This window comes from Shewanella sp. BJSY2023SW001 (assembly GCF_047314685.1).
Lineage (GTDB): Bacteria > Pseudomonadota > Gammaproteobacteria > Enterobacterales > Shewanellaceae > Shewanella > Shewanella indica.
Genome location: NZ_JBKORF010000011.1, coordinates 129,823 through 153,681 on the forward strand (window position 1 = coordinate 129,823; position 23,859 = coordinate 153,681).

General features: G+C 51.3%; 28 protein-coding genes. 8 read left to right on the forward strand and 20 right to left on the reverse strand.

The annotated features are described in order from the left end of the window. The first annotated feature begins 72 nt into the window (after positions 1 to 72). From ACMHXH_RS02320 to ACMHXH_RS02340, 5 genes are read left to right on the forward strand one after another with little or no spacing between them, the layout of a single operon-like run. Entirely contained in the window at positions 73 to 732 is a 660-nt protein-coding gene (locus ACMHXH_RS02320; protein WP_100143689.1) for a Bax inhibitor-1/YccA family protein, read from the forward strand. 58 nt (positions 733 to 790) lie between these two features. Next, positions 791 to 1,180: a sulfurtransferase complex subunit TusD gene (tusD, locus tag ACMHXH_RS02325; protein WP_039032967.1), complete on the forward strand. Its 390-nt coding sequence runs from the start codon at positions 791 to 793 to the stop codon at positions 1,178 to 1,180. Beyond that, on the forward strand, positions 1,180 to 1,536 hold the full coding sequence (gene tusC / locus ACMHXH_RS02330; RefSeq protein ID WP_071475558.1) for a sulfurtransferase complex subunit TusC: 357 nt from the start codon (positions 1,180 to 1,182) through the stop codon (positions 1,534 to 1,536). The genes tusD and tusC overlap by 1 nt, the downstream gene beginning before the upstream one ends. Continuing rightward, positions 1,536 to 1,817 carry a sulfurtransferase complex subunit TusB gene (tusB, locus tag ACMHXH_RS02335; protein ID WP_025009739.1) on the forward strand — a complete coding sequence of 94 codons (282 nt, stop codon included), beginning with the start codon at positions 1,536 to 1,538 and terminating at the stop codon, positions 1,815 to 1,817. The genes tusC and tusB overlap by 1 nt, the downstream gene beginning before the upstream one ends. Continuing rightward, entirely contained in the window at positions 1,811 to 2,149 is a 339-nt protein-coding gene (locus ACMHXH_RS02340; protein ID WP_039032969.1) for a TusE/DsrC/DsvC family sulfur relay protein, read from the forward strand. Before tusB ends, ACMHXH_RS02340 begins: the two co-directional genes overlap by 7 nt. A gap of 62 nt (positions 2,150 to 2,211) precedes the next feature. Here ACMHXH_RS02340 and ACMHXH_RS02345 read toward each other — a convergent pair whose 3' ends face one another. The 7 genes from ACMHXH_RS02345 to lrp form a co-directional block, all read right to left on the reverse strand. Next, a complete protein-coding gene (locus tag ACMHXH_RS02345; RefSeq protein WP_025009737.1) occupies positions 2,212 to 2,334 on the reverse strand; it encodes a hypothetical protein in 123 nt (40 codons plus the stop codon). Positions 2,335 to 2,347: 13 nt separating this feature from the next. Beyond that, positions 2,348 to 3,634, reverse strand: a complete 1,287-nt coding sequence (gene serS, locus ACMHXH_RS02350; RefSeq protein WP_039032970.1) for a serine--tRNA ligase — start codon at positions 3,632 to 3,634, stop codon at positions 2,348 to 2,350. Positions 3,635 to 3,652: 18 nt separating this feature from the next. Then, positions 3,653 to 4,027, reverse strand: a complete 375-nt coding sequence (gene crcB, locus ACMHXH_RS02355) for a fluoride efflux transporter CrcB (protein ID WP_071475559.1) — start codon at positions 4,025 to 4,027, stop codon at positions 3,653 to 3,655. Continuing rightward, positions 4,020 to 5,351 (reverse strand): replication-associated recombination protein A, encoded by a 1,332-nt coding sequence (locus ACMHXH_RS02360; protein WP_039032972.1) that lies wholly within the window; start codon positions 5,349 to 5,351, stop codon positions 4,020 to 4,022. The genes crcB and ACMHXH_RS02360 overlap by 8 nt, the downstream gene beginning before the upstream one ends. Before the next feature lie 2 nt (positions 5,352 to 5,353). Further along, the gene (lolA, locus tag ACMHXH_RS02365) at positions 5,354 to 5,968 is read right to left on the reverse strand and encodes an outer membrane lipoprotein chaperone LolA (RefSeq protein ID WP_335911690.1); all 615 of its coding nucleotides are present in this window, start codon (positions 5,966 to 5,968) and stop codon (positions 5,354 to 5,356) included. Between the two features lie 17 nt (positions 5,969 to 5,985). Then, complete coding sequence (locus ACMHXH_RS02370; protein WP_335911689.1) at positions 5,986 to 8,568, reverse strand: DNA translocase FtsK; 2,583 nt, start codon at positions 8,566 to 8,568, stop codon at positions 5,986 to 5,988. A 206-nt stretch (positions 8,569 to 8,774) separates the two neighbouring features. Then, positions 8,775 to 9,278, reverse strand: a complete 504-nt coding sequence (gene lrp, locus ACMHXH_RS02375; protein ID WP_025009731.1) for a leucine-responsive transcriptional regulator Lrp — start codon at positions 9,276 to 9,278, stop codon at positions 8,775 to 8,777. 180 nt (positions 9,279 to 9,458) lie between these two features. Between lrp and ald the strand changes: the two genes are divergently transcribed. Further along, entirely contained in the window at positions 9,459 to 10,574 is a 1,116-nt protein-coding gene (ald, locus tag ACMHXH_RS02380) for an alanine dehydrogenase (protein WP_039032975.1), read from the forward strand. Between the two features lie 143 nt (positions 10,575 to 10,717). Beyond that, the gene (gene trxB, locus ACMHXH_RS02385) at positions 10,718 to 11,671 is read left to right on the forward strand and encodes a thioredoxin-disulfide reductase (RefSeq protein ID WP_039032976.1); all 954 of its coding nucleotides are present in this window, start codon (positions 10,718 to 10,720) and stop codon (positions 11,669 to 11,671) included. A gap of 141 nt (positions 11,672 to 11,812) precedes the next feature. On the opposite strand, the gene rplT is transcribed toward trxB, so the two are convergent. From rplT to thrS, 4 genes are all read right to left on the reverse strand, one after another. Next, complete coding sequence (rplT, locus tag ACMHXH_RS02390; protein ID WP_025009729.1) at positions 11,813 to 12,172, reverse strand: 50S ribosomal protein L20; 360 nt, start codon at positions 12,170 to 12,172, stop codon at positions 11,813 to 11,815. A 17-nt stretch (positions 12,173 to 12,189) separates the two neighbouring features. Further along, positions 12,190 to 12,384 carry a 50S ribosomal protein L35 gene (gene rpmI, locus ACMHXH_RS02395; protein ID WP_025009728.1) on the reverse strand — a complete coding sequence of 65 codons (195 nt, stop codon included), beginning with the start codon at positions 12,382 to 12,384 and terminating at the stop codon, positions 12,190 to 12,192. Between the two features lie 84 nt (positions 12,385 to 12,468). Further along, positions 12,469 to 13,011 (reverse strand): translation initiation factor IF-3, encoded by a 543-nt coding sequence (infC, locus tag ACMHXH_RS02400; protein ID WP_039032977.1) that lies wholly within the window; start codon positions 13,009 to 13,011, stop codon positions 12,469 to 12,471. 3 nt (positions 13,012 to 13,014) lie between these two features. After that, on the reverse strand, positions 13,015 to 14,943 hold the full coding sequence (gene thrS, locus ACMHXH_RS02405) for a threonine--tRNA ligase (protein ID WP_039032978.1): 1,929 nt from the start codon (positions 14,941 to 14,943) through the stop codon (positions 13,015 to 13,017). Positions 14,944 to 15,214: 271 nt separating this feature from the next. On the opposite strand from thrS, the gene ACMHXH_RS02410 reads away from it, so the two are divergent. Beyond that, a complete protein-coding gene (locus tag ACMHXH_RS02410) occupies positions 15,215 to 15,415 on the forward strand; it encodes a CPXCG motif-containing cysteine-rich protein (protein WP_039032979.1) in 201 nt (66 codons plus the stop codon). A gap of 3 nt (positions 15,416 to 15,418) precedes the next feature. Here the strand turns inward: ACMHXH_RS02410 and ACMHXH_RS02415 are convergent, their stop codons facing one another. The 9 genes from ACMHXH_RS02415 to aroA all read right to left on the reverse strand — a co-directional run bounded on the left by ACMHXH_RS02415 (position 15,419) and on the right by aroA (position 23,400). Continuing rightward, positions 15,419 to 15,964 (reverse strand): DUF2058 domain-containing protein, encoded by a 546-nt coding sequence (locus tag ACMHXH_RS02415; RefSeq protein WP_071475562.1) that lies wholly within the window; start codon positions 15,962 to 15,964, stop codon positions 15,419 to 15,421. A gap of 18 nt (positions 15,965 to 15,982) precedes the next feature. After that, positions 15,983 to 16,801, reverse strand: coding sequence for an SDR family oxidoreductase (locus ACMHXH_RS02420; RefSeq protein WP_071475563.1), 819 nt, complete (start codon positions 16,799 to 16,801; stop codon positions 15,983 to 15,985). Between the two features lie 71 nt (positions 16,802 to 16,872). Continuing rightward, entirely contained in the window at positions 16,873 to 17,568 is a 696-nt protein-coding gene (gene pyrF / locus ACMHXH_RS02425; RefSeq protein ID WP_071475564.1) for an orotidine-5'-phosphate decarboxylase, read from the reverse strand. 21 nt (positions 17,569 to 17,589) lie between these two features. After that, positions 17,590 to 18,750 (reverse strand): lipopolysaccharide assembly protein LapB, encoded by a 1,161-nt coding sequence (gene lapB / locus ACMHXH_RS02430; protein ID WP_071475565.1) that lies wholly within the window; start codon positions 18,748 to 18,750, stop codon positions 17,590 to 17,592. Between the two features lies 1 nt (position 18,751). After that, positions 18,752 to 19,021 (reverse strand): LapA family protein, encoded by a 270-nt coding sequence (locus ACMHXH_RS02435; protein ID WP_039032984.1) that lies wholly within the window; start codon positions 19,019 to 19,021, stop codon positions 18,752 to 18,754. A gap of 122 nt (positions 19,022 to 19,143) precedes the next feature. Continuing rightward, entirely contained in the window at positions 19,144 to 19,431 is a 288-nt protein-coding gene (gene ihfB / locus ACMHXH_RS02440; RefSeq protein ID WP_025887377.1) for an integration host factor subunit beta, read from the reverse strand. 70 nt (positions 19,432 to 19,501) lie between these two features. Next, positions 19,502 to 21,169 carry a 30S ribosomal protein S1 gene (gene rpsA, locus ACMHXH_RS02445; RefSeq protein ID WP_025010414.1) on the reverse strand — a complete coding sequence of 556 codons (1,668 nt, stop codon included), beginning with the start codon at positions 21,167 to 21,169 and terminating at the stop codon, positions 19,502 to 19,504. A 99-nt stretch (positions 21,170 to 21,268) separates the two neighbouring features. Next, a complete protein-coding gene (gene cmk, locus ACMHXH_RS02450; RefSeq protein WP_039033034.1) occupies positions 21,269 to 21,964 on the reverse strand; it encodes a (d)CMP kinase in 696 nt (231 codons plus the stop codon). A 155-nt stretch (positions 21,965 to 22,119) separates the two neighbouring features. Beyond that, on the reverse strand, positions 22,120 to 23,400 hold the full coding sequence (gene aroA, locus ACMHXH_RS02455) for a 3-phosphoshikimate 1-carboxyvinyltransferase (protein WP_039032985.1): 1,281 nt from the start codon (positions 23,398 to 23,400) through the stop codon (positions 22,120 to 22,122). Positions 23,401 to 23,859: the final 459 nt, after the last annotated feature.

A 23,859-nucleotide genomic window follows, 5' to 3' on the forward strand; every position in this document is an offset into this window, starting at 1 on the left:
TTAAGCTGCTCTAACATGGAAACTAGCCGGGCCATTAACCCTGGCTATGTCAGTCAACCTTCGGAGAAGCAAATGACTCAGCAAACCCTTTATTCGAGCCAAACTTCCACTATGGAAGTGAACAAAATGCTCAGAAACACCTACATGCTGCTGGCAATGACCATAGGGTTTTCAGCCGTATGTGCCGCCATCGCCATGGCGATGGGAATCGGCCCCATGATGTCACTGGGACTTTCCATCGGTGGCTTGGTGTTGCTGTTCGTTACCCTGAGAAAAGCGGAATCCGCCGCCGGGATCTTTTGGGTATTTGCCTTTACCGGTATGGAAGGTGCGTCTCTGGGTTATATCCTCAACCATTACGCCGGCATGAGTAACGGTCCTGAGTTGATTATTCAGGCCTTTGGTCTGACATCAGCCATCTTCGTCGCCCTGTCGGCCTATGCCGTGACCACCAAGAAAGATTTTTCCTTTATGCGCGGCTTCTTGATTGCTGGTCTGGTGGTCGTCATTGCCGCAGCAGTGATCAATATCTTTGTCGGTAACGGCGCAGTATTTATGGCGGTCAATGCGGGTATCGCCCTGCTGATGACAGGTTTTATCCTGTTTGATACCAGCCGTATCGTTAATGGTGGTGAGACCAACTATATCCGCGCTACTATCGCCCTTTACCTGGATTTCCTCAACCTGTTTATCAGCCTGCTGCACCTTATGGGTGTTGGTGGCGATGACTGATCCCCACGGGATGGAAAATAGGTTAAAATGGCCCTAATTCAGGGTCATTTTTTTTGGTATGAGCAAACTTATTATTATGGTGAATGGCAGTGTCTACGGCCCGGCGGCCGGCTTCCATGCACTCAAATATACTCGGGCTGCGCTGCAAGCGGGCCATGAGGTTCACTGCGTATTCTTTTATCAGGACGGCGTAAGTCAGTCCAATGCCCTATGCGCGCCGGCATCGGACGAATTGGACTTAACTGCCGCATGGCAACAGTTGGCAAAGGAGTGGCAGCTTAATCTGGTGAACTGCGTCTCTGCCGCCCTGCGCCGCGGTGTGCTTTCAGCACAGGACGCCAAGGACAACGCCAAAGCGAGTGCCAATCTGGCCGCTGGCTTTACCATGGGAGGGCTTGGCGAGTTGGTCACCGGGCTTGAAAAGAGTGATCGTCTGGTGAGTTTTTAATGAAGAAAATAACCATTATTTTTCGCCGGGCTCCGCATGGTTCGGCTTCCGGGCGCGAAGGCCTGGATCTGGCGCTGCTGAGCGCCAGTTTCGAGCAAGAGGTGAGCCTGATATTTACCGATGAAGGCGTGCTTACGCTGCTGAAGCAGCAGCAACCTGAGCTTATCGGCTGCAAGGATTATATCGCCACCTTAGGTGCGCTGCCGCTCTATGACATAGACACTGTGCTGGTCTGCAAGCAATCGCTGCAGGAATTGGGACTTGGCCGCACCGAACTGGTTATTCCTGCCACCATTTGTGATAACGAGCAGATCCGCCAGACTCTGCTTGATGCCGATGAGGTCATGGTTTTCTGATGATATTACACCAAATACAAACATCGGCGGCGCGCGATACTGCGCTGTCCTGCGCACTGAGATATGCCGGTAAGACAGATGTGTTTCTGCTGGCCGGCGATGCAGTAAGCGCCCTGCTGAAACGTCAATGGGCCATGGCGCTATCACCATTTAAAGTGGTGCTGGTGGCTGATGATGTTAAGGCCCGCGGGCTGGAAGACTTTCTTGGTAATTATGAACAGTTGGATTATCCGGCGCTGGTAGCGCTGACATTGGCTCATACAAAGGTTATTTCGTGGTAGATTTCATTCAATTCAATGACAAGCAGATAGCGACCGATCCTCAAGGGTACTTGAAGCAGGTTTCCGATTGGACGCCCGAGCTGGCGCCCGTTATCGCCGCAGGTGAAGATATAGAGCTGACCGCTGCCCATTGGGAAGTGGTTAACTTTGTGCGTCACTTTTATCTTGAATACAAGACCAGCCCGGCTATCCGGGTTTTGGTCAAGGCAATCGGCCAGGCGCTGGGGCCGGAGAAAGGCAACTCCAAGTACCTCTACACCCTGTTCCCTATGGGGCCGGCCAAGCAGGCAACCAAGATTGCCGGGTTGCCCAAACCGGCCAAGTGTATTTAGAGCAACTCGATTTCGCACACAAAAAAGCCCCGAACTTCGGGGCTTTTTACTATGCAGAATAACTATTTTAAATTCTCATATACCAGCATGGCTGCCTTGCCGAGCGTGGCTAAAAACAGGGCAGAAAAAACTGCGATGACGGCCACGTAGGCAAGCCAGCGCAGGTAGCGCTGACCTTTATCCATATGACCTCACCCATCAACCTATTTTTTCAATGCCACCCATATAGCTGCGCAGTGCTTCAGGTACTGTGACACTGCCATCGGCATTCTGGTAGTTTTCCAAAATGGCTACCAGCGTGCGACCAACTGCCAGACCTGAGCCATTCAGAGTGTGGATAAGCTTTGGCTTGTTGTCGTCTTTGGAGCGATAACGGGCCTGCATTCGCCGCGCCTGGAAGTCACGCACGTTAGAGCAGGAAGAGATCTCACGGTAGGTATTTTGAGCCGGAACCCACACTTCAACGTCGTAGGTCTTGGCGGCACCAAAGCCCATATCACCGGTACACAGGACGATAGTTCTGTGTGGCAGACCCAGCTTCTTCAGTACGTTTTCGGCGTGACCGACCAACTGTTCCAATGCGGCTTCAGAATCTTCCGGCTTCACCAATTGCACCATTTCGACCTTGTCGAATTGGTGTTGGCGGATAAGGCCGCGAGTATCTTTACCGTAAGAGCCGGCTTCACTGCGGAAGCATGGCGTGTGAGCAGTCAACTTGATAGGCAACTCGGCCTCATCCAGTATGGTGTCGCGGGCCAGGTTAGTCAGCGGCACTTCGGCGGTTGGGATCAGGCTAAGCCCCTGGCCTTCCTCTGTGGCCGGTTTGGTGTGAAACAGATCTTCACCAAATTTGGGCAGTTGGCCTGTGCCCTTAAGGCTGGCTTCGTTGACCAGTAAAGGCACATAGCATTCGGTGTAGCCGTGCTCCTGAGTATGCAAATCCAGCATGAACTGCGCCAGAGCGCGGTGCATACGGGCAATTTGGCCCTGCATAAAGATAAAGCGTGAACCCGTTACCTTAACGGCACTCTTGAAATCCAATCCTTTGAGCTGTTCACCGAGATCCACATGATCCCGTACCGGGAAGTCGAACTCCCTTGGTGTGCCCCAGCGGCGGATTTCCACGTTGTCGTTCTCGTCTGAACCCACAGGTACAGATTCATCCGGCAAATTGGGAATGCTCATGGCAATAGCATCCAGCTCTTCGAGCAGCGCACTCAGCTCCTGCTTTTTACTGTCCAGTTGGCTGCCGAGATCGCCTACCTGCGCCATGATTGGAGCAACGTCCTCACCGCGGGACTTGGCTTGACCTATGGACTTGGAGATGGCATTGCGACTGGCCTGCAGCTCTTCGGTTTCCACCTGCAGCGACTTACGCTTTTCTTCCAGCTTGGTCAGCCTGTCTACATCGAGGATAAAACCGCGGGTCGCCAGGCGCTCCGCAGTTGTTGCGAGTTCATTACGCAGATATTTTGGATCTAACATGTCTACTTGTCTTATCAGTTATACGCGTGAAAAAATCAGCAGTTGCCCCAGGTAAACCATGGCCAGGCACAGTCCCAGGTTCAACGCCACATTCAGAAATGCCTTTAGCAACTCACCTCCCTGTATCAGCAGTAAGGTTTCATTTGAGAAAGTCGAGAAGGTTGTCAGTGCTCCAAGAAATCCGACACCGACCAGCGCCTTGATCTCAGGGCTGATATGACTGAGTTCTCCCAGTGCATAGATCATCCCCATCAGAAATGAGCCAAGTACATTAACAACCAGTGTACCAAAAGGAAAACCACTGCCAAATAGCTGGAGCACAAATATCGATATCAGGTAGCGCAAAACTGCGCCGGTTGCACCGCCAAGGGCGACAACGGTCAGATTAATCATACCTTTTGTTCTCACTTTGGCGGTCGAGCTGGCAAAGCTGCGCCAACTTATCGCGGATCCGTTTCTCGAATCCCCGCTCAGTCGGATAATAAAAACGACTCTCGGCCAAGGCTTCGGGGAAATAACATTCGCCGGCGGCGTAAGCATTGGCCTCATCATGAGCATAACGATAGCCTTCACCGGCACCAATGGATTTCATCAGTTCGGTCGGCGCGTTTCTCAAATGCATGGGAACAGGCTGCTGGCCGGTTTCCCGGGCCAGTTGTCTGGCCGCCTTAAAGGCTGTATACACCGCATTACTCTTGGGCGCCGAGGCCAGATAAACAATCGCCTGCGCGATGGCACGCTCGCCCTCTGCCGGGCCGACCCGGTGGAAACAGTCCCAAGCGTTGAGAGCGACTGTCATTGCAGTAGGATCGGCATTCCCCACATCTTCAGAGGCTATCGCCAGCAGGCGTCTTGCGACATACAGGGGATCGCAGCCCCCTTCCAGCATGCGACAAAACCAATAGAGCGCCGCATCTGGCGCCGAGCCGCGAATCGATTTGTGCACGGCAGAGATCAGGTCGTAATATTGATCGCCATTCTTATCAAACCCCGCCAACTGTTCACCGGCTACCTGCACCAGCATGGCCTCGGTAAAACTACCGCCGTCCGGCAGCATGTCACTCATCAGCTCCACCAGGTTGAGAACCTTGCGGGCATCACCATCGGCGAGAGTCGCCAACTTGGCCATCAGCTCCTGCGGCATCTGCAACCTGCGTTTGCCAAGGCCACGCTCTTCATCAGCGAGCGCCTGGGTCACTATGGTAGCAATCTCGTCTTCATCGAGACGCTTAATCAGATAAACCCGCACCCTGGAAAGCAAAGCGTTATTGATTTCAAACGAAGGGTTTTCTGTGGTGGCGCCGATAAAAATCACAGTGCCATCTTCAATAAAAGGCAGAAAAGCATCCTGCTGGCTCTTGTTGAATCTGTGCACCTCATCGACAAACAGCAAGGTGCGCTGGCCGCGCGATTGCGCCACATTTTTGGCATGTTCTATCGCCGAACGGATCTCTTTCACCCCGGATGTGACCGCAGATATTCGTTCCACGTGAGCGTTGGCATAATGAGCGACCAGCTCTGCCAGTGTGGTCTTTCCGGTACCCGGCGGCCCCCAGAACATCATGGAATGGGCCTTGCCTGCCTCCAGTGCCAGTCTCAGCGGTTGCCCTGGTCCCAGCAGATGTTGTTGACCGACGTATTGCTCCAGCGTCGCCGGGCGCATTCTTGCAGCCAGAGGGCGAAAGTCGGGGGCGAAATCAAAGCTCAGGCTGGACAAGGTTAACCTTCCCGCCCTGGGCGCTGATCGTCAATGGAAACGCCTTCGGGAACCTCAAATTTAAACAGTGTCTTGTCGCTATCTGTCAACGGCTGTTGCCCGCTCAGGTTGAACTGACTGAGATTACCCTGAGTGTCTTTCAGTGCCAGTTGGGTCAAAGTATTATCATTGAAACAGACGCTGACCCGCTGTACTCCGGCCTCTTCAGTCTTGGGTGCTATCTGGAAACACTCTTTGTCCAGAGTGATGTTATAGCGAGCCCAACTGGCCTCGTCACGGCGCACCAAAAGCGTCATGGGCGAAGCGGCAATGGCATTTTCCAGCGCCAGCACGCTCACTTCCTCGGCGAACGGGTTATAGAGCCAAACGTCTTTGCCATCTGCCACTATCACAGATTCATCCGGCTGTTGCAGATGCCAGTAAAACTGATTCGGCTGCGCCAAGGCGAGCTCGCCACTGCCTTGCTGAATAAGTTTGCCATTAATATCTGTAACCTGCTGCTGGAAATCGGCTTTCAGACCGGCAATGGCATCTAACTTAGCTTTGAGTTGTCCGGCATCATCGGCCACGGCCGGTAAGCTCATTGCCAGAGCAAGAAACATAACGCTTTTTTTCATCTGTACCTCAATCTGTCTTATCTTGGCGGCGGTGGCGCCAAGACTTCGCGGTTGCCATTATGGCCCTGGGCACTGACCACCCCTTGAAGTTCCATCTGCTCTATGATGCGAGCGGCGCGGTTATAACCTATCTTGAACTTACGCTGCACACTGGAGATAGAGCCCCGGCGGGTTTCGGTAACAAAAGCCACGGCTTCGTCGTAGAGTGCATCCAGCTCCTCCTCGCCGCCTTCCGGTGCTTCACCGGGCAGCAACACCTGTTCGCCGTCACTGGCCCCCTGAAGAATTTCTTCAATATATTGAGGCTTACCGCGGGCATGCCAATCAGCAACGACCGCATGCACCTCGTGATCGTCCACAAAAGCACCGTGAACCCGGTTGGGCACGCCGGTACCCGGGGGCAGATAGAGCATATCGCCCATCCCGAGCAGGGTTTCGGCGCCTTGCTGATCCAAAATGGTGCGCGAGTCGATGCGGGAAGAAACCTGGAAAGCGATGCGGGTGGGAATGTTGGCCTTGATAAGGCCTGTTATCACATCCACAGACGGGCGCTGGGTCGCCAGAATCAGGTGTATACCGGCAGCGCGGGCTTTCTGGGCGATACGGGCAATCAGCTCTTCCACCTTCTTACCGACTATCATCATCATGTCGGCAAATTCGTCCACGACAACCACGATAGAGGGCAACTTGTCGAGTTCAGGCGCCGTATCTTCCATGCTTTCGTTGGACTTCCAAAGCGGATCGCATATTGGCGTACCAGCGGCCTTGGCCTCGGCGATTTTGGCGTTGAAGCCCTTGAGGTTACGTACCCCGAGCGCCGACATCAGTTTGTAGCGCCGCTCCATCTCACCAACACACCAGCGCAGGGCATTGGCGGCCTCTTTCATATCCGTAACCACTTCACACAAGAGATGCGGAATACCTTCATAGACAGAAAGCTCCAGCATCTTGGGATCTATCATGATAAAACGCACATCTTCCGGGCCGGATTTGTACAACAGACTGGTGATCATCACGTTGACCCCGACCGACTTACCTGAACCTGTGGTACCAGCCACCAAAAGGTGCGGCATCTTGGCCAAGTCCACCACGACCGGATCGCCGGCAATGTCCTGTCCAAGCACCATGGTGAGATTGGATTTACTGTCCTTGAATGCCTGGCAATCAAGCACATCACGCATAAATACGGTTTCGCGGAACTTGTTGGGCAGTTCCAGCCCCACATAGGCCTTACCCGGAATAACCTCGACCACCCGCACACTTTCAGCCAGCAGAGAGCGCGCCAAGTCCTTGGATAAGTTAGAAATTTTTGAAGCCTTGACCCCGGGAGCCAAGTCCAGCTCAAAGCGGGTAATCACAGGGCCGGGATAGACTCCGACCACTTGCGCGGTAATATTGAAGTCAGCGAGTTTGCTTTCCACCAAGCGTGCAACCTGATCCAGTTCTTCTTCACTGATGGGGTTCTTCTTGCGATTGGGCACATCCAAAAGTGAGATGCTCGGCAAGGGATCCATAGGTTGCTTACGTTCTTTGGAAGTGCCCTCTTCACCGGGCAAAATAATAATGCCGTTTTCAACCCTGGCTTTCTGGGCCTGCAATTGCCGCTCTTTATGACTGATAGCCCCAGTAGAAGCACGCTTGTCGAAGTCTATTGTGTCACTACCTTCGGTATTATTCTGCCAAGGCGGCGTGTCGGCAGCATTATCGGTCGCACTTCCGGCAACCCCGGAAAAAAGCACAGGTTCTACCCTGCCCTGACGCTTGTGCTCAGTATCAGTGTTCTCATCGGCCATTTCCGCGTCTTCCCGCTCCAGAGATTGCTGATCCTTTTTACGGAAACGACTCAGCAATCCAGGCTTCTTGGCGGGCGGCTCTATGACCTCATCTTCATCGTCTTCGAGCACTTCTTCCGGCTCAAGTTCATCGCGTTCACGGCGGAACTTGTCCACTACCGACATAAAGCCGCGGGTATCTTCGGTTTCTTTCGGACCAGACAGACGTGCCGGCAACTGTTTGAGCTTGAGAAAACACCAGATAGTTGCCAAGCCTGTGAGCTCGACTATGGTAAGCCAGCTTATTCCTGTCAGCAGAGTGAAACCCGCGCCGACAAAGCAAAGTAGCAGCAGTGTGGTACCCAACTGGTTGAAGTAAGGCAGCATGGCTTGGGCTATCACGTCGCCGGCCACGCCACCGGCAGAAAACTCATAGATATCACCGGCATTCATACTGGCCAAGGCAGCCAGGCTGAGCACCATCAACAAGAAGCCAATCAAGCGCAAGCCGACCGAGAAATAATCCACTTCCAACAGTTTGTGAGCGCGCCTGAAGATCAACCAACCGGTTCCGGCAATGATGATAGGGATTAAGTAGGCGGTGTAGCCAAAGAAATAGAACAGGACATCGGCCAGCCAGGCACCTACGGCACCGGTGACATTCTCGATCTCCCCTTGATAGTTAGACTGACTCCAACCGGGATCGCCCGGATGAAAGCTGCCCAGCGCCAACAGTATATAGATGGCGATCATGCAGCACAGAATAAGCCCCCCTTCCAGCAGGCGTTGCAGGCCACTGAGGGTTCTGACACTATTTCCCTGAGACAAATGCGATTTCCATAAGCAAACGAAAAACGGATGGATTTAAGATACCAGAATCAACCTGAATGTGCAGCGAATAAGCCTACGAAAGCCACTAAAAGCAAGTGGATAAGGAGACTTTGTGTATTAGACTTTCTATTCCGGATTAAAAAGCAAACAGCAGTGGTGAAAAAGGAGCCAAATTGACTCCTTTTTCGAGGACGATATCGGGATCAAGCTTCGGCTGAAATACTGATGGCTACTTTACTGGTTTGCTTCACTTCTTCCATTACCACATAGGTACGGGTATCGGATACGGAAGGCAATTTCAATAGGGTTTCGCCCAATAATTTACGGTAAGCAGACATATCCGACACCCGGGTCTTGAGCAGATAATCGAAATCGCCGGATACCAGATGGCATTCCTGAATATCATCCAAAAGCTGTACTGCACGGTTAAATTTATCAAAGACTTCGGGAGTATCTCTGTTAAGGGTGATCTCAACAAACACCAGTAAAGATGCACCTAAAAAGTGCGGGTTGACCAGTGCGGTATAACCGTTAATGTAGCCTTGTTTTTCAAGACGCTTAACGCGTTCAAGACAGGGTGTTGGACTCAAACCAACACGTTTGGAAAGCTCAACGTTGGAAATGCGACCGTCAATTTGCAGTTCATTAAGAATATTACGATCGATACGATCCAAGTCTTTTACAGGACTCTTTTTATTATTTACCATATTTTTAACCTTGTTTTATCACTAAAACAACATTTAATTTTGCGTATGTCACAAGTTTAGCAGCATAATCTGCCCGGGCAATACTATACTAGACTTTCCTGAATTGATCACGTTCAGGTCACTATAAAATAACAATTATGCCCATTAAAAGTGGGTTTTTTAGTATATTGAGGCTCGAAAATGATAATTGGTGTTCCAAAGGAAATCAAAAACCATGAATATCGCGTGGGTATGGTGCCGTCCAGCGTACGCGAGCTCACTATGCATGGCCATCAGGTTTTTATCGAAACGAATGCTGGTAATGGGATCGGTTTTACCGATCAAGACTATATCAATGCCGGAGCGTCCATTTTGGACACGGCCGCCGAGGTTTTTGCCAAGGCTGAGATGATTGTCAAAGTCAAAGAGCCACAGGCCGTAGAACGTGCCATGTTGCGCCATGATCAGATCCTCTTTACCTATCTGCACCTTGCCCCTGATCTGCCCCAGACAGAAGAACTGATTAGCAGCGGCGCTGTTTGTATCGCCTATGAAACAGTTACCGATGATCGTGGTGGCTTGCCTTTGCTGGCTCCCATGTCAGAAGTAGCCGGACGTATGTCCATCCAGGCCGGAGCAATGGCGCTGGAAAAATCCATGGGTGGTCTGGGCATGTTGCTCGGTGGTGTTCCCGGAGTTGAGCCAGCCAAAGTTGTGATCATAGGTGGCGGTATGGTTGGAACCAATGCCGCACAAATGGCAGTCGGTATGGGCGCCGATGTAGTGGTGCTTGATCGTTCTATTGATGCACTGCGTCGTTTGAACGTACAGTTTGGCTCCAAAGTTAAGGCTATCTATTCTACGGCAGACGCCATTGAGAAACATGTGCTGGAAGCCGATCTGGTCATCGGCGGCGTGCTGATCCCCGGGGCGGCGGCGCCCAAGCTGGTTACCCGAGAACATATTAAGAAGATGAAGCCAGGTGCCGCGATAGTGGATGTCGCCATAGATCAGGGTGGTTGTGTGGAAACCTCTCATGCCACAACTCACCAGGATCCTACCTATATCGTCGATGATGTAGTGCATTACTGTGTGGCCAATATGCCGGGCGCTGTGGCGCGTACTTCCACCTTTGCCCTGAACAACGCAACCCTGCCCTACATTCTCAAGCTGGCCCGTCTGGGTTACCGCGACGCGCTCTTGTCTGATAAGCACTTGCAAAATGGTCTTAACGTGATGCACGGTAAGATCACCTGTAAAGAAGTCGCTGTAGCACACAATATGCCTTATACCGCTGCCAACGAACTGTTACAGTAAATAAATTAGTTATAGCGTTAAAGGAGCCCAAGGGCTCCTTTTTTTCGATTAAGCCAATCTTGAAGATTCTGTTCCAAGCGCTTTACCCTTTGGGGGAAATTACCTACAATCGCTGCTATTTGCCAAGGCACGGAGAGAATAAAATGAGCCAAGCCAAACATTGTAACCTACTTATCTTGGGGTCTGGCCCCGCCGGCTATACCGCAGCCGTTTATGCTGCCCGCGCCAATCTCAAGCCAGTGATGATCACAGGTATCCAACAGGGTGGCCAGTTGACCACAACGACCGAAGTCGAAAACTGGCCCGGCGATGCCGAAGGCCTGACAGGTCCTGCGCTAATGGAACGGATGCAAAAGCATGCCGAGAAGTTCGATACCGAAATCATCTTTGACCATATCAATGAAGTTGACCTGCAGCAGCGCCCTTTCACCTTGAAAGGTGACAACGGTGAATACACCTGTGATGCGCTGATCATAGCTACCGGCGCCTCGGCCAAGTATCTCGGTCTGCCATCTGAAGAAGCCTTCAAGGGCCGTGGTGTATCTGCTTGTGCCACCTGTGACGGTTTCTTCTACCGCAACCAGAAGGTGGCGGTGATCGGCGGTGGTAACACAGCGGTTGAAGAAGCGCTCTACCTTTCCAACATCGCGGCTGAAGTACACTTGATCCATCGCCGTGACAGCTTCCGCTCTGAGAAAATTCTTATCGACCGTCTGATGGATAAAGTCGAAAACGGTAATATCATTTTGCATCTGGATAGGACTCTCGATGAAGTGACTGGCGATGCCATGGGGGTTACCGGACTCAAGATGAAGAGCACCAAAGACGCCAGTATTTCCGAGTTGGAAGTGGCTGGGGTATTTGTCGCCATTGGCCACAGTCCCAACACAGGTATCTTCGAAGGCCAGTTGGAGATGAATGGCGGTTATATCAAGGTCGAAAGCGGCCTTAACGGTAATGCCACCCAGACCAGCGTCAAAGGCGTATTCGCCGCCGGCGATGTGATGGATCAGCACTACCGTCAGGCCATCACCTCAGCCGGAACCGGTTGTATGGCGGCTCTGGATGCCGAGCGCTTCCTGGATGCCCAGAAATAAGCTCTGCCGATATACTGAAAAAGCCAGTCATTGATGACTGGCTTTTTTGTCTGAGACATTAAAATATAAGTAAATCACAGGCATGAAAAAAGGGACCTTAAGTCCCTTTTTAACAGCAACTACAACTTATCTCCTGAGAGATTAGTTTGCCAGTGCTTCCTTCGCTTTTTCTACCAGAGTAGCAAACACTACTTTGTCGAATACAGCGATGTCTGCCAAAATCTTACGATCGATTTCGATAGACGCCTTTTTCAGACCGTTGATGAAACGGCTGTATGAAAGACCATTCTGACGAGAAGCCGCATTGATACGTGCAATCCACAGTTGACGGAATTGACGCTTCTTCTGGCGACGGTCACGGTAAGCATATTGACCTGCTTTGGTTACTGCTTGTACCGCTACACGGAAAGTACGTGAACGGGCACCGTAGTAACCTTTGGCAAGTTTAAGAACTTTCTTGTGACGAGCTCGTGCAGTTACACCACGCTTAACTCTTGGCATTTTTCAATTCCTCCTAATTAAGCGTATGGCAGTTGGCGTGCAATCATTGGCACGTCAGCTTTGGCAACTAAACACTTGGCGCGCAGATGACGCTTACGCTTGGTGCTCTTCTTGGTCAGGATGTGACGCAGATGGGCTTGCTTACGCTTGAAACCATTGGCGGTTTTCTTAAAACGCTTCGCTACACCCTTGTCGGTTTTCATTTTAGGCATTACTAAAACTCCGCATTGGGATATTAATAAAACGCAAGGCGAGCAAAGGCCCGTAGACCTTTGCTACTTTTCAGGGTTGCCCTGCTATTTCTTCTTGGGCGCCAGCACCATGATGGCTTGTCGACCTTCCATTTTCGGGAAGGATTCAACAACCGCATACTCTTCCAGATCGGCCTTGATACGGTTCAAAAGATCCATACCCAGGTTCTGGTGTGCCATTTCGCGTCCGCGGAAACGCAGCGTAACTTTCGCTTTGTCTCCATCTTCTAGAAAACGAATCAGGTTGCGTAGTTTTACCTGATAGTCGTTTTCATCAGTACCAGGGCGGAATTTAACTTCCTTCACCTGGATCTGTTTCTGCTTCTTCTTCTGTTCTTTCTGGGCTTTTGCCTTGTCGAACAGATATTTACCGTAGTCCATGATACGGCATACAGGCGGCTCAGCATTAGGACTGATCTCAACCAGATCCAGACCTGCCTCATCGGCTACTTCCTGAGCCTCTTTGATGCTGACGATACCAATGGCTTCACCATCAACGCCATTCAAACGTACCTCAGGTACGCCGGTAATTTCTTCATTAATTCTATTCGGGGCCGCCTGACGGCCTGCTGATTTTTTGATCTTTATGACCTAATCCTCCAACAATTCAAGACTACGGAGCGAAATTTGTTGCTTGACCTTAGCGGCGAAATCATCGATTCGCATCTTACCTAAGTCCACCCCGTCTCGGGTACGCACAGCGACTTCCCGATTTTCCATCTCCTGATCACCTATGACCAGCAAATAAGGAACCCGCCTCAAAGTGTGCTCGCGTATTTTAAAGCCTATTTTTTCATTCCTCAAGTCTTTAGAGGCACGTATGCCCTGTTCCTTGAAGAATTCGACTACTTCTTCAACATAATCAGCTTGTTTGTCTGTTATGTTCATAACAACAACCTGCACAGGGGCCAGCCAGGTTGGGAAACGACCGGCGAACTCTTCGATGAGAATACCGAGGAATCGCTCCAAAGAGCCCAAAATCGCACGGTGGATCATCACAGGAGTCTGACGGCTGTTGTCTTCGGCAACATAAGTTGCGCCCAGACGACCTGGTAAAGCGTAGTCAAGCTGCACTGTACCACACTGCCAGGCACGGTCCAGACAATCGTGCAGAGTGAACTCGATTTTAGGACCGTAGAAGGCGCCTTCACCGGGCAGGATTTCAAATTCAATATCGTTGCTGCGCAGCGCTTGTTTCAGAGCTTCTTCTGCCCTATCCCACATGGCATCATCACCGATACGCTTTTCTGGACGGGTAGAGAGCTTAACCACGATATTGCTGAAGCCGAAAGTGGAATAGGTGTCGTACACCATCTTGATACACTTACTGACTTCGGATTGCACCTGCTCTTCAGTACAGAATACGTGCGCATCGTCCTGGGTAAAACCACGAACCCGCATAAGGCCGTGCAAGGCACCTGAAGGCTCATTACGGTGACAGCAGCCGAACTCGGCCATCCGCAGCGGCAGGTCACGATAAGACTTGAGGCCCTGGTTGAAGATTTGCACATGACCGGGGCAGTTCATCGGCTTGACGGCGTATTCGCGGTTCTCACTGCTGGTTGTAAACATCGCTTCGGCGTATTTATCCCAGTGACCTGAACGTTCCCACAGCACACGGTCCATCATCAGCGGGCCTTTCACTTCCTGGTAGTCGTACTGGCTCAGCTTCTGGCGAATAAAACGCTCAAGCTCGAGGAATACGCTCCAGCCGTCATTATGCCAAAACACCATGCCCGGCGCTTCTTCCTGCATATGGTACAGGTCCAGCTGCTTGCCGATTTTACGGTGGTCACGCTTGGCCGCTTCTTCCAAGCGAGTCAAATGAGTCTTGAGCGCTTTCTTGTCTGCCCAGGCAGTACCATAGATGCGCTGCAACATCTTGTTGTCTGAGTTACCACGCCAGTAGGCGCCGGCAACATTCATCAGTTTAAAGAAATGGCAGAAACGCATGTTGGGCACATGAGGACCACGACACATGTCTGTGTATTCTTCGTGGTGATACAGTGCCGGAGTGGCATCACGGCTAATGTTTTCGTCCAGGATTGCCACTTTGTAAGGCTCGCCGCGAGATTCAAAAGTATCACGGGCTTCCTGCCAGCTAACCACGCGCTTGACTACGTCATAGTTGGTCTTGGCCAGTTCCAGCATGCGTTTTTCCAGCTTCTCCAGATCTTCCTGGGTCAGTTTATGATCCAGGTCGATGTCATAGTAGAAGCCGTTATCAATAACAGGACCAATCGCCATCTTGGTTTCGGGCCACAGTTGTTTGATCGCATGACCCAACAAATGCGCGCAAGAGTGACGAAGGATTTCCAGCCCTTCTTCATCTTTGGCCGTGATGATCGACAGTTCTGCATCTGTTTCGATCAGATCACAGGCATCTTTCAACTCGCCGTTGACTCGTCCGGCAATACAGGCTTTCGCCAGGCCAGGACCAATATCAGCAGCAACATCGAGTGTAGAGACTGGGTTGGCAAACTCGCGTTTGCTCCCATCGGGAAGTGTAATTACGGGCATGAAAATTCCTTGTCCAGTGGTGACCCACACGTAGGGCCACTTGGTTATCAATGATAAAAAAGTATGTTAGCCCTTGGGTTAAGGCAGTACAGGAGCCTTAAGGTCTCCGCCGGGCAGACTGGTAATTTTACGGGATAAGGCCCGGCCCACGCAACCCAAAAACATTCAATGAATAAGCTTTGGCTCACAGGCCGGGGCTATACTTACTTTATGTTGTGAGCTTGGGTTCTATCGTCCAAAGGCATAGGGCTGAACGGCGGAGGAGGAAACTATGCAACTTAAAAGTCAAACTATTTGTTGCCCCCATTGTGGCCACCATCAAAAAGTAGAGCTCGATGCCAGCGGCGGCGACCAGGAGTTTTACAATGATTGTCGGGTATGCTGCAACCCCATCCACATGAGGCTGCACATCAATGACCAGAGGCATATGATAGAGCTTTACGTCGATGGCGATGACGAACAGCTCTACTGAGAGTTACCACATAAGATCGTCCGGAATGACATAATCTGCGTAAGGGTCCTCTTCATCCGGCACTTGCTCCGCGTTGTTCTCGGCTTGCCACAAATAGCCACACCAAGCCGGCACCAACAGATTGACCCGCTCGGCGAGTTTATGGGGCACCAGATAGCTGCTTTGCTCAATTCGCACTATCCCCAAACGGCCACCAAGTAGCTGATTCTGGAGTTTTTCATTGATATACAATGGGTATATCTTGTTCTCCAACGTATAGTTGAACTTGATTTCGCCATCTTTCGGCAGCGCCACCGCATTTTGCTTAATCTCAGTGACCAGGCCACGAACCAAGCCTTTCTCTGTGGCCTCGGCAAAGCGTTGTTCATTGAGTGCCTTATCCTTTTCTGCCTGCTGCTTTTTCTGCTGTGCGATTTGCGCCTTCAGCTGGGCAGAGCCATCATCAATATTGGACTTGCGGTTACGTTTCTTCTGGGTTTTGACATCGCGAACTTTTTGCTTGCTGGCGAGCCCCGCCTTAAGCAACTGTTCCTGTAATGCGTTTGCCATTTTATAATCTCTCTCTTGCTACTTACTTGATTCTAGCTTTGCTGCCAGCGCCCCGAGTTGACTCATGGCCGCACTGGCACCGCCAAGCGACCAACCACCGTCGACCGGTAATATGGTTCCGGTAATATAGGAAGCCATTGGCGAGGCCATAAAGAGTGCGGCATTGGCCAAGTCTTCGCCCTCACCATTGCGTTTTAACGGTACACTCTCTGCCACCTGTTGTTGCAACTGCGCCGACGGCGCCAAGCGATTAAATCCTTCGGTACCGGCAATTGGACCAGGCACCAGGGAGTTTATCCGTATGCCTTCAGGCCCCCATTCCAACGCCAGTGTGCGGGTCAACATATCGACTCCCGCCTTGGCGGCACAAACGTGGACCTGCATCGGCATGGCAATATACGCCTGCGGCGCCGAAATTTGAATAATGCTGGCGCCAGGGCGCTTAAGCATAGGATAGGCTTGTTTCAACACCTGAAAACTGCCCAACAAATCGATATCCATGACAGATTTGAAACCGTTGGCGCTGAGTTTGGCGGCGCTGGCTGGGAAATTGCCGGCGGCGCCACTGACAAGCACATCAATATGCGGGAAACTCTGGGCCAAAACTGTAAAGCCTTGCTCGAGTGCCGGCAAATCCCTGACATCGAAGCTCAGGCCCAGATGTTGACCTTGCGGATTGGCTTCATTCAATAACGCCACTGCGGCTGCCACTTTTTCCGGGTTACGGCTGGCAACCGCCACATGGGCACCGGCTACTGCGAACGCCTTGGCGATACAAAGGTTAATGCCGCTGGTACCCCCGACGACCACTACATACTTACCCTGATAATCGAACATTGAGCTTCTCTCCTATCCACTGATCATTCGTTATTCCGGTCCATACTGCAAGTCGCCGGTATGTCGCAAGTTTATGCCAACGATTGATGTATCGCCTGCAATGTCGCCAAAGGATCGGCCGCTTGAGTAATGGGTCGACCTATGACCAGATAATCTGAGCCCGCGGCCATAGCTTCGGCCGGGGTCATGATGCGTTTTTGATCGCCGGCGTCACTGCCCGCCGGACGAATACCCGGAGTCACCAGTTTGAAATCGGCGCCAAGTTCGGCCTTGAGCATACTGGACTCTCGGGCCGAGCAGACCACACCATCGAGACCGGCTGTTTGCGTCAGGCGCGCCAGTCTTCGAACCTGCTCTTCAGCACTGCCTTCAACACCAATAAGCTTGAGCTCATCGTCGCTCATTGACGTCAGCACAGTAACAGCAATCAGCAAGGGGGCGTTATCCCCATAAGGTAATAAGGCCCGGCGGGCAGCTTCCATCATGGCGAGACCGCCACTGGCGTGGACATTCACCATCCACACCCCCATTTCGGCGGCGGCAGCTACCGCTTTGGCCACTGTATTGGGAATATCGTGAAACTTCAGGTCCAGAAACAGCTCAAACCCTCGGTCATGGATCTCTTTCACCAGTTGAGGCCCGAACAGGGTAAACATCTCTTTGCCTACCTTAAGGCGGCACATAGACGGATCCAACTTATCAATAAGTTGCAATGCTTTGAATTTATTATCAAAGTCCAAGGCGACCACAATAGGTGTCTCTGTCATTTTTACTCCGTTATCTGAGGGTTATTCACCGTCCAAACCGCGAACCCGCTTAATACTGCCCCAGCTCTTGCAGGATGGGCAGTGCCAATACAAGGTATGTGCCGGGAAACCACACTCCCGGCAGCGGTAACTTGGACGGAATCTAATTTGTTGCTCTACCAATTTTTCCAGCATCGCCAGGCTATCTCGTGCCTGGCCCTGCTCAGCTTGCTTGATGTGCATCTGCATAAGGTGCTGGAACCCCCGCATGGTGGGGTGACGATAGAGAGCTTGCATCACCATGTCTTCGGCGCCTTTGATATCGCCGTCTTCAATCATACGCTGCGCCAATGCCACCACAACTGAAGCACCCGCGCCCTTATCTATGGCGTGAGCCAACAGTTCGCGATAACCTTCAATATCCTTGAGCTCTTGATAGAGCTGGCGGGCACAGGCGAGTGCATCGGCAAAAAGCTCGGCATCGGCGTCAATCAGTTGATTGAGCATCTGTTTGGCCTGAGGTAACTGTCCGGCATCCAAGTAGGCGTTGGCCAGTGACAACAAGGCGCGGCCACATTGAGGGTCTTGCTTGAGTGCGGCTTGAAAGCCCTTGAGTTTTCCCGCTTCATCGTCAGCTTCTTCGGCCAATTGGCAATGGAAATGGGCGATGACGGGTTTCAGACCCTGCTGGCTTTTTCGTGGCAAGCGCTTGGTGATATCTATCGCCTTTTGCCAATCTTTGGTGGTTTGGTAAATGGAGATCAGTTGGGTTTCCGCTTCTTCGCTGTGATCGTCCTGACTGACCAGGTTAAGGAAAATCTCCTCAGCCCTATCGTAGAACCCGGCGGCCATATAGTCCTTACCCAGCTCCATCATCGCCATGTCTCTTTGCTCGGTGGCGAGATTGGGCCTGGCTATCAGGTTTTGGTGAATACGAATAGATCTATCTACTTCACCCCGTTTGCGAAACAAGGAACCCAAAGACAGGTGAGTGTCTATGGTTTCATCATCGACATCCAACATGCTGATAAAGAGATCAACAGCCTTGTCCGACTCATTGGAGAGCAGAAAGTTGAGCCCGGTGAAGTAGTCTCGGCTCAGTTTCTTTTGTGCTGAATTCTGTTTCTGCTTCAAACTGCGGCGGCCCATGTACCAACCGTAAGCCGCAGCAATAGGCAGCAACAGAAAGAGGAGTTCGAGCATACTAGGCGTCTTGCCCCTGCTGCTGAGTTAAGGTCTGGATCTTCTTGCGGGCATTACGCAATGACAGTTTCAGCTTCATGATGTAGTAGAAAGCAATGACCCAGCTGAGGATAAACCCCGCCAGAAATACCACGGCCAACACCACAGGCAAGCGGAACTCTCCCTGTGCCACAAAATAACTGATGGTGACCAGCTGTTCATTACGAGAGCCAAATACCAGTGCCACTACAAACAACATTGCCACCAGTACGGTTGCGACAAATGACTTCACGTTGCACTCCATAAACGCGTTTCAATGTTCTGATTATCCAGTAATTTGACTGAGCTGACCAGCTTTAGCCAAGCTCCGGGCATAAAAAAGCCCCCTTTCGGAGGCTTTTAATACAACAGCGATTAACGGTTATAAGCGTCAACGCGTTCGCGCAGTTCTTTGCCTGGCTTAAAGTGCGGGACGTACTTGCCATCCAACTCGACTGATGTTCCCGTTTTGGGATTACGACCAGTGCGAGGTGCACGATAGTGAAGTGAAAAGCTGCCAAAGCCACGGATCTCTATGCGATCACCGCTTTCCAATGTTTTAGCCATTTGCTCCAACATCTCTTTGATGGCGCCTTCTACTTCTTTCGCCGACAGTTGCGACTGCCCACTGGCGAGTTTTTCGATCAGTTCGGATTTAGTCATCCTAGCTACCCCTATTATCAAGCCAAACACAGTCACCTAACAGGGGGCAAGCCCCCTGTACTACAGGCACTTACTTACGAGCTGCTTTAAACGCTTCAGCCATTGCATTAGTCATGATAGCGTCATCCTGCTTGTTCAGGTTAGCCATCACTTCTTTTTCTTCAGCTTCGTCTTTAGCACGTACAGACAGGCTGATTGCACGGTTCTTGCGATCTACGCCCATGAACTTGGCTTCAACGCTGTCACCTACATTGTAGACGCTTGATGCATCTTCAACACGGTCACGGCTGATGTCAGATACACGGATGTAACCTTCAACAGTGTCAGCCAGCTCAACAGTAACACCTTTGGCGTCAACAGCAGTAACAGTACCAACTACGATAGTACCTTTCTTCTTGTCGGCCAGGTAGGCGTTGAATGGATCGTCTTCAGTCTGCTTAACACCCAGGCTGATACGCTCACGCTCTGGATCAACAGACAGAACCACTGCAGTGATTTCGTCGCCTTTCTTGTACTCGCCAACAGCGTCTTCGCCGCTACCGTTCCAAGAGATGTCAGACAGGTGAACCAGACCGTCGATACCGCCGTCCAGACCGATGAAGATACCGAAGTCAGTGATAGACTTGATCTTACCGGTAACTTTGTCGCCCTTGGCATAACGGTTAGCGAAGTCTTCCCATGGGTTGGTCTTGCACTGCTTGAGACCCAGAGAAATACGACGACGCTCTTCATCGATGTCCAGAACCAGAACTTCAACTTCGTCACCCAGGTTAACAACCTTGGATGGGTGGATGTTCTTGTTGGTCCAATCCATTTCAGAAACGTGTACCAGACCTTCAACGCCTTCTTCGATTTCAACGAAGCAGCCGTAGTCAGTCAGGTTGGTTACGCGACCAGTCAGACGAGTGTTTTCTGGGTAGCGCTTGCTGATTTCCAGCCATGGGTCTTCACCCAGTTGCTTCAGACCCAGAGATACACGAGTGCGCTCGCGATCGTACTTCAGTACTTTGACGTTGATTTCGTCACCAACATTCACGATCTCAGATGGGTGCTTAACACGCTTCCAAGCCATGTCGGTGATGTGCAGCAGGCCGTCAACACCGCCCAGATCAACGAATGCACCGTAGTCGGTCAGGTTCTTAACGATACCTTTAACTGCTTGACCTTCTTGCAGGTTTTCCAGCAGAGCATCACGCTCAGCGCTGCTTTCAGATTCGATAACAGCACGACGAGAAACAACAACGTTGTTGCGCTTCTGGTCCAGCTTGATAACTTTGAATTCCAGTTCTTTGTTTTCCAGGTGAGCAGTATCGCGTACTGGGCGAACGTCAACCAGAGAACCAGGCAGGAACGCACGGATACCGTTCAGCTCAACGGTGAAACCGCCTTTAACCTTGCCATTGATGACACCGATTACAGTTTCAGCATCTTCGTAAGCTTTTTCCAGAACGATCCAGGCTTCGTGGCGCTTAGCCTTTTCGCGAGACAGTTGAGTCTCACCGAAACCGTCTTCAACGCTATCCAGCGCAACGTCAACTTGGTCGCCAACGGCGATTTCCAGTTCACCTTGAGCATTTTTGAATTGCTCAGCTGGGATTGGGCTCTCAGATTTCAGACCGGCGTCAACCAGTACCATACCGTTTTCGATGGCAACTACAGTACCACGAACGATAGAACCTGGGCGGAATTCCAGTTGTTGAAGGGATTGTTCAAACAGATCAGCAAAAGATTCAGTCATGTTAATTAACTTTAAGTAATAAACCACGTATCTATCCTGAACGTGGAGTCAGTAAAATAACTCGCCTCTTCCCTGTGGCGAATGCCTATCCCGCCAGTCTCAGAGACTGACGTCAGATAATTTGTCAACTATGTGCCTGAGCGCCAGCTCCAGCACAGTCTCAATTCCGAGTCCGGTAGTATCTATCACCAAGGCATCTTCTGCGGGCACCAAAGGCGCTACTGCGCGATTCATATCCCGGTGATCTCTTTCCTGGATCTCGGTTAAAAGACGCTCGATATTAACATCGAAGCCCTTGTCCTGCAACTGATTATAGCGCCGCTGGGCCCTTTCCTCAGCCGAGGCTGTCAAAAATAATTTGACCGGTGCATGCGGGAAAACAACGGTTCCCATATCCCGGCCATCAGCTATAAGCCCGGGGGCAACTCTGAAAGCGCGCTGCCTTCTGAGTAAGGCTTCTCTCACCCGGGGAAACGCCGCCACTCTTGAGGCTGCGTCAGAACATTCTTGAGTGCGAATGGCATGGCTGACATCTTCGCCTTCCAGCACCACTTTTATGGCTTCATTTCCGGCTCCCGCCAGAAACTGTACATCTAGGTGCGCGGCCAACAGGGTGATGGCTTCTTCGTTATCCAGTTCCACATCGTGGTGAATAGCGGCAAGTGCCAGCACTCGATATATGGCACCACTATCGAGCAGTTTCCATCCAAGTTTGTTGGCAAGCAACTGACTTATAGTGCCTTTTCCCGCACCGCTTGGGCCGTCAATTGTGACAACAGGCGCCCGTTCAGACATAAATTCCTCCGCAGTAATTATCATCTTCCATGAGGACACAGTATGAGTTCACCGAAAATGAGCGGCCAATATTATATATCAACTGCATGCTTTCCGTATGCTGAATTCAAGGTCAATTTCGGACTGCTGTTGTCAACAGCCCGAAATTCAGCCGCTTAACCGGCCAAGGCCGTAAAGCGTTGGAAGTAATCCGGGAAGGTTTTTGAGGTGCAATCCGGGTCATTAATGGTGACGCCGCAATCAGCAAACGCCAGCAGCGAAAAACACATGGCCATGCGGTGGTCGTTATAGGTATCGATGGCGGCATGCGTGGGCGCAAGCGGTGGATTTACCAAAATATAATCCTCACCCTCTTCCACCTCGGCACCAATTTTACGCAGTTCTGTGGCCATGGCGCTGAGACGATCTGTCTCCTTGATACGCCAGTTGTAGATATTGCTAAGGCGAGTCGGCCCTTTGGCAAAAACCGCAGCTGTGGCTATGGTCATTGCCGCATCGGGAATATGGTTCATGTCCATATCTATGCCCATGAGCTGGCTGCCCCTGGCAATAATATAGTCATCTCCCCATTCAATCTCGGCGCCCATGCTCGCCAGCGCATCGGCAAACTTGACATCACCCTGAATGCTGAGACGGCCAACTCCGGTAACTTTCACTTCACCGCCGGCGATAGCGCCTGCAGCCAGGAAATAAGACGCCGATGAGGCATCGCCTTCCACCAATACCTTGCCCGGTGACAGATAACTTTGACCGGATGGGATCTCAAAACGCTGATAGTCGTGGTTGATGACCTTAACACCAAATTGCGCCATCAAGGCCAAAGTAATATCAATATAGGGCTTGGAAACCAGTTCACCCTTGACCTTGATATTGACAGCGGTACCGGCCAGCGGCGCAACCATCAGTAACGCGGTAAGAAACTGGCTGGAGAGATTACCGGCAATTTCCACATCCCCGCCACTGAGGCCCGTTGCCTTGATTTTTAATGGCGGGAAGCCGGGATGTTTCAGATATTGAATATCTGCGCCCAAGGCCTTGAGACTGTCGACCAAATCTCCTATTGGCCGCTCCTCCATTCTGGGTTCACCCGTGAGAACAAACTCACCGTTCCCCAGAGTCAGCGCGGCGCACAATGGCCGCATAGCGGTGCCGGCATTACCGAGAAAAAGCTCTTGCAGCTTGTCGCTGTTGATTGCGCCGCCAAGGCCCTGCACACTACAGTGGCTTTTGTCTTCGGAGAGCTCAAATTGAACGCCGAGCTGTTTCAGCGCTGCCAACATGTGACGAATATCATCTGAGTCGAGCAGATTGGTCAGTTCTGTGCTGCCCTTGGCCAGGGTTGCCAATAGCAGCGCCCGGTTGGAGATACTCTTGGAGCCGGGGATGTTGACCTCCCCATGCATTCTACTTATGGGATCCAGTCGCAATTGCTTCATCTTTTTTGGATTCTTGCATCTGTGTTTGACGGCATTGCAGCGTTACGCCACATACCGCCAAAGCGGGTTAAAAGACCTTGTCACCGATTATGGGATAAAACCGGTAAATCAAGACAAAAGATTAGATACAGCGAGTGCTGATAGGCCTGAATTAAGTGTTCGTGGCATTAAAGTTACCTGAGCGCCACAGGGATTCAACCGTTTTTTGCTGAAAAAAGCCGATTTCAGCGGAAAATTATTCAACTAGCGCTAAATAAGCTCTTTAACTCTCCGATAGACGTTCCAACAAGTGATACAGAGAAACGACTCTGCTTTCTTGCAACAGAGCTTTACACCCTGGAAGCCCAGCTTGCCAGTTGCACCACTCAGACTATCGCTTACTGCAACCTCACCAGCCGTTAACAAATAACCTAAATATCGTTATGCTAATCTTCTTCAACAAGTATTCAATCCAGGGAA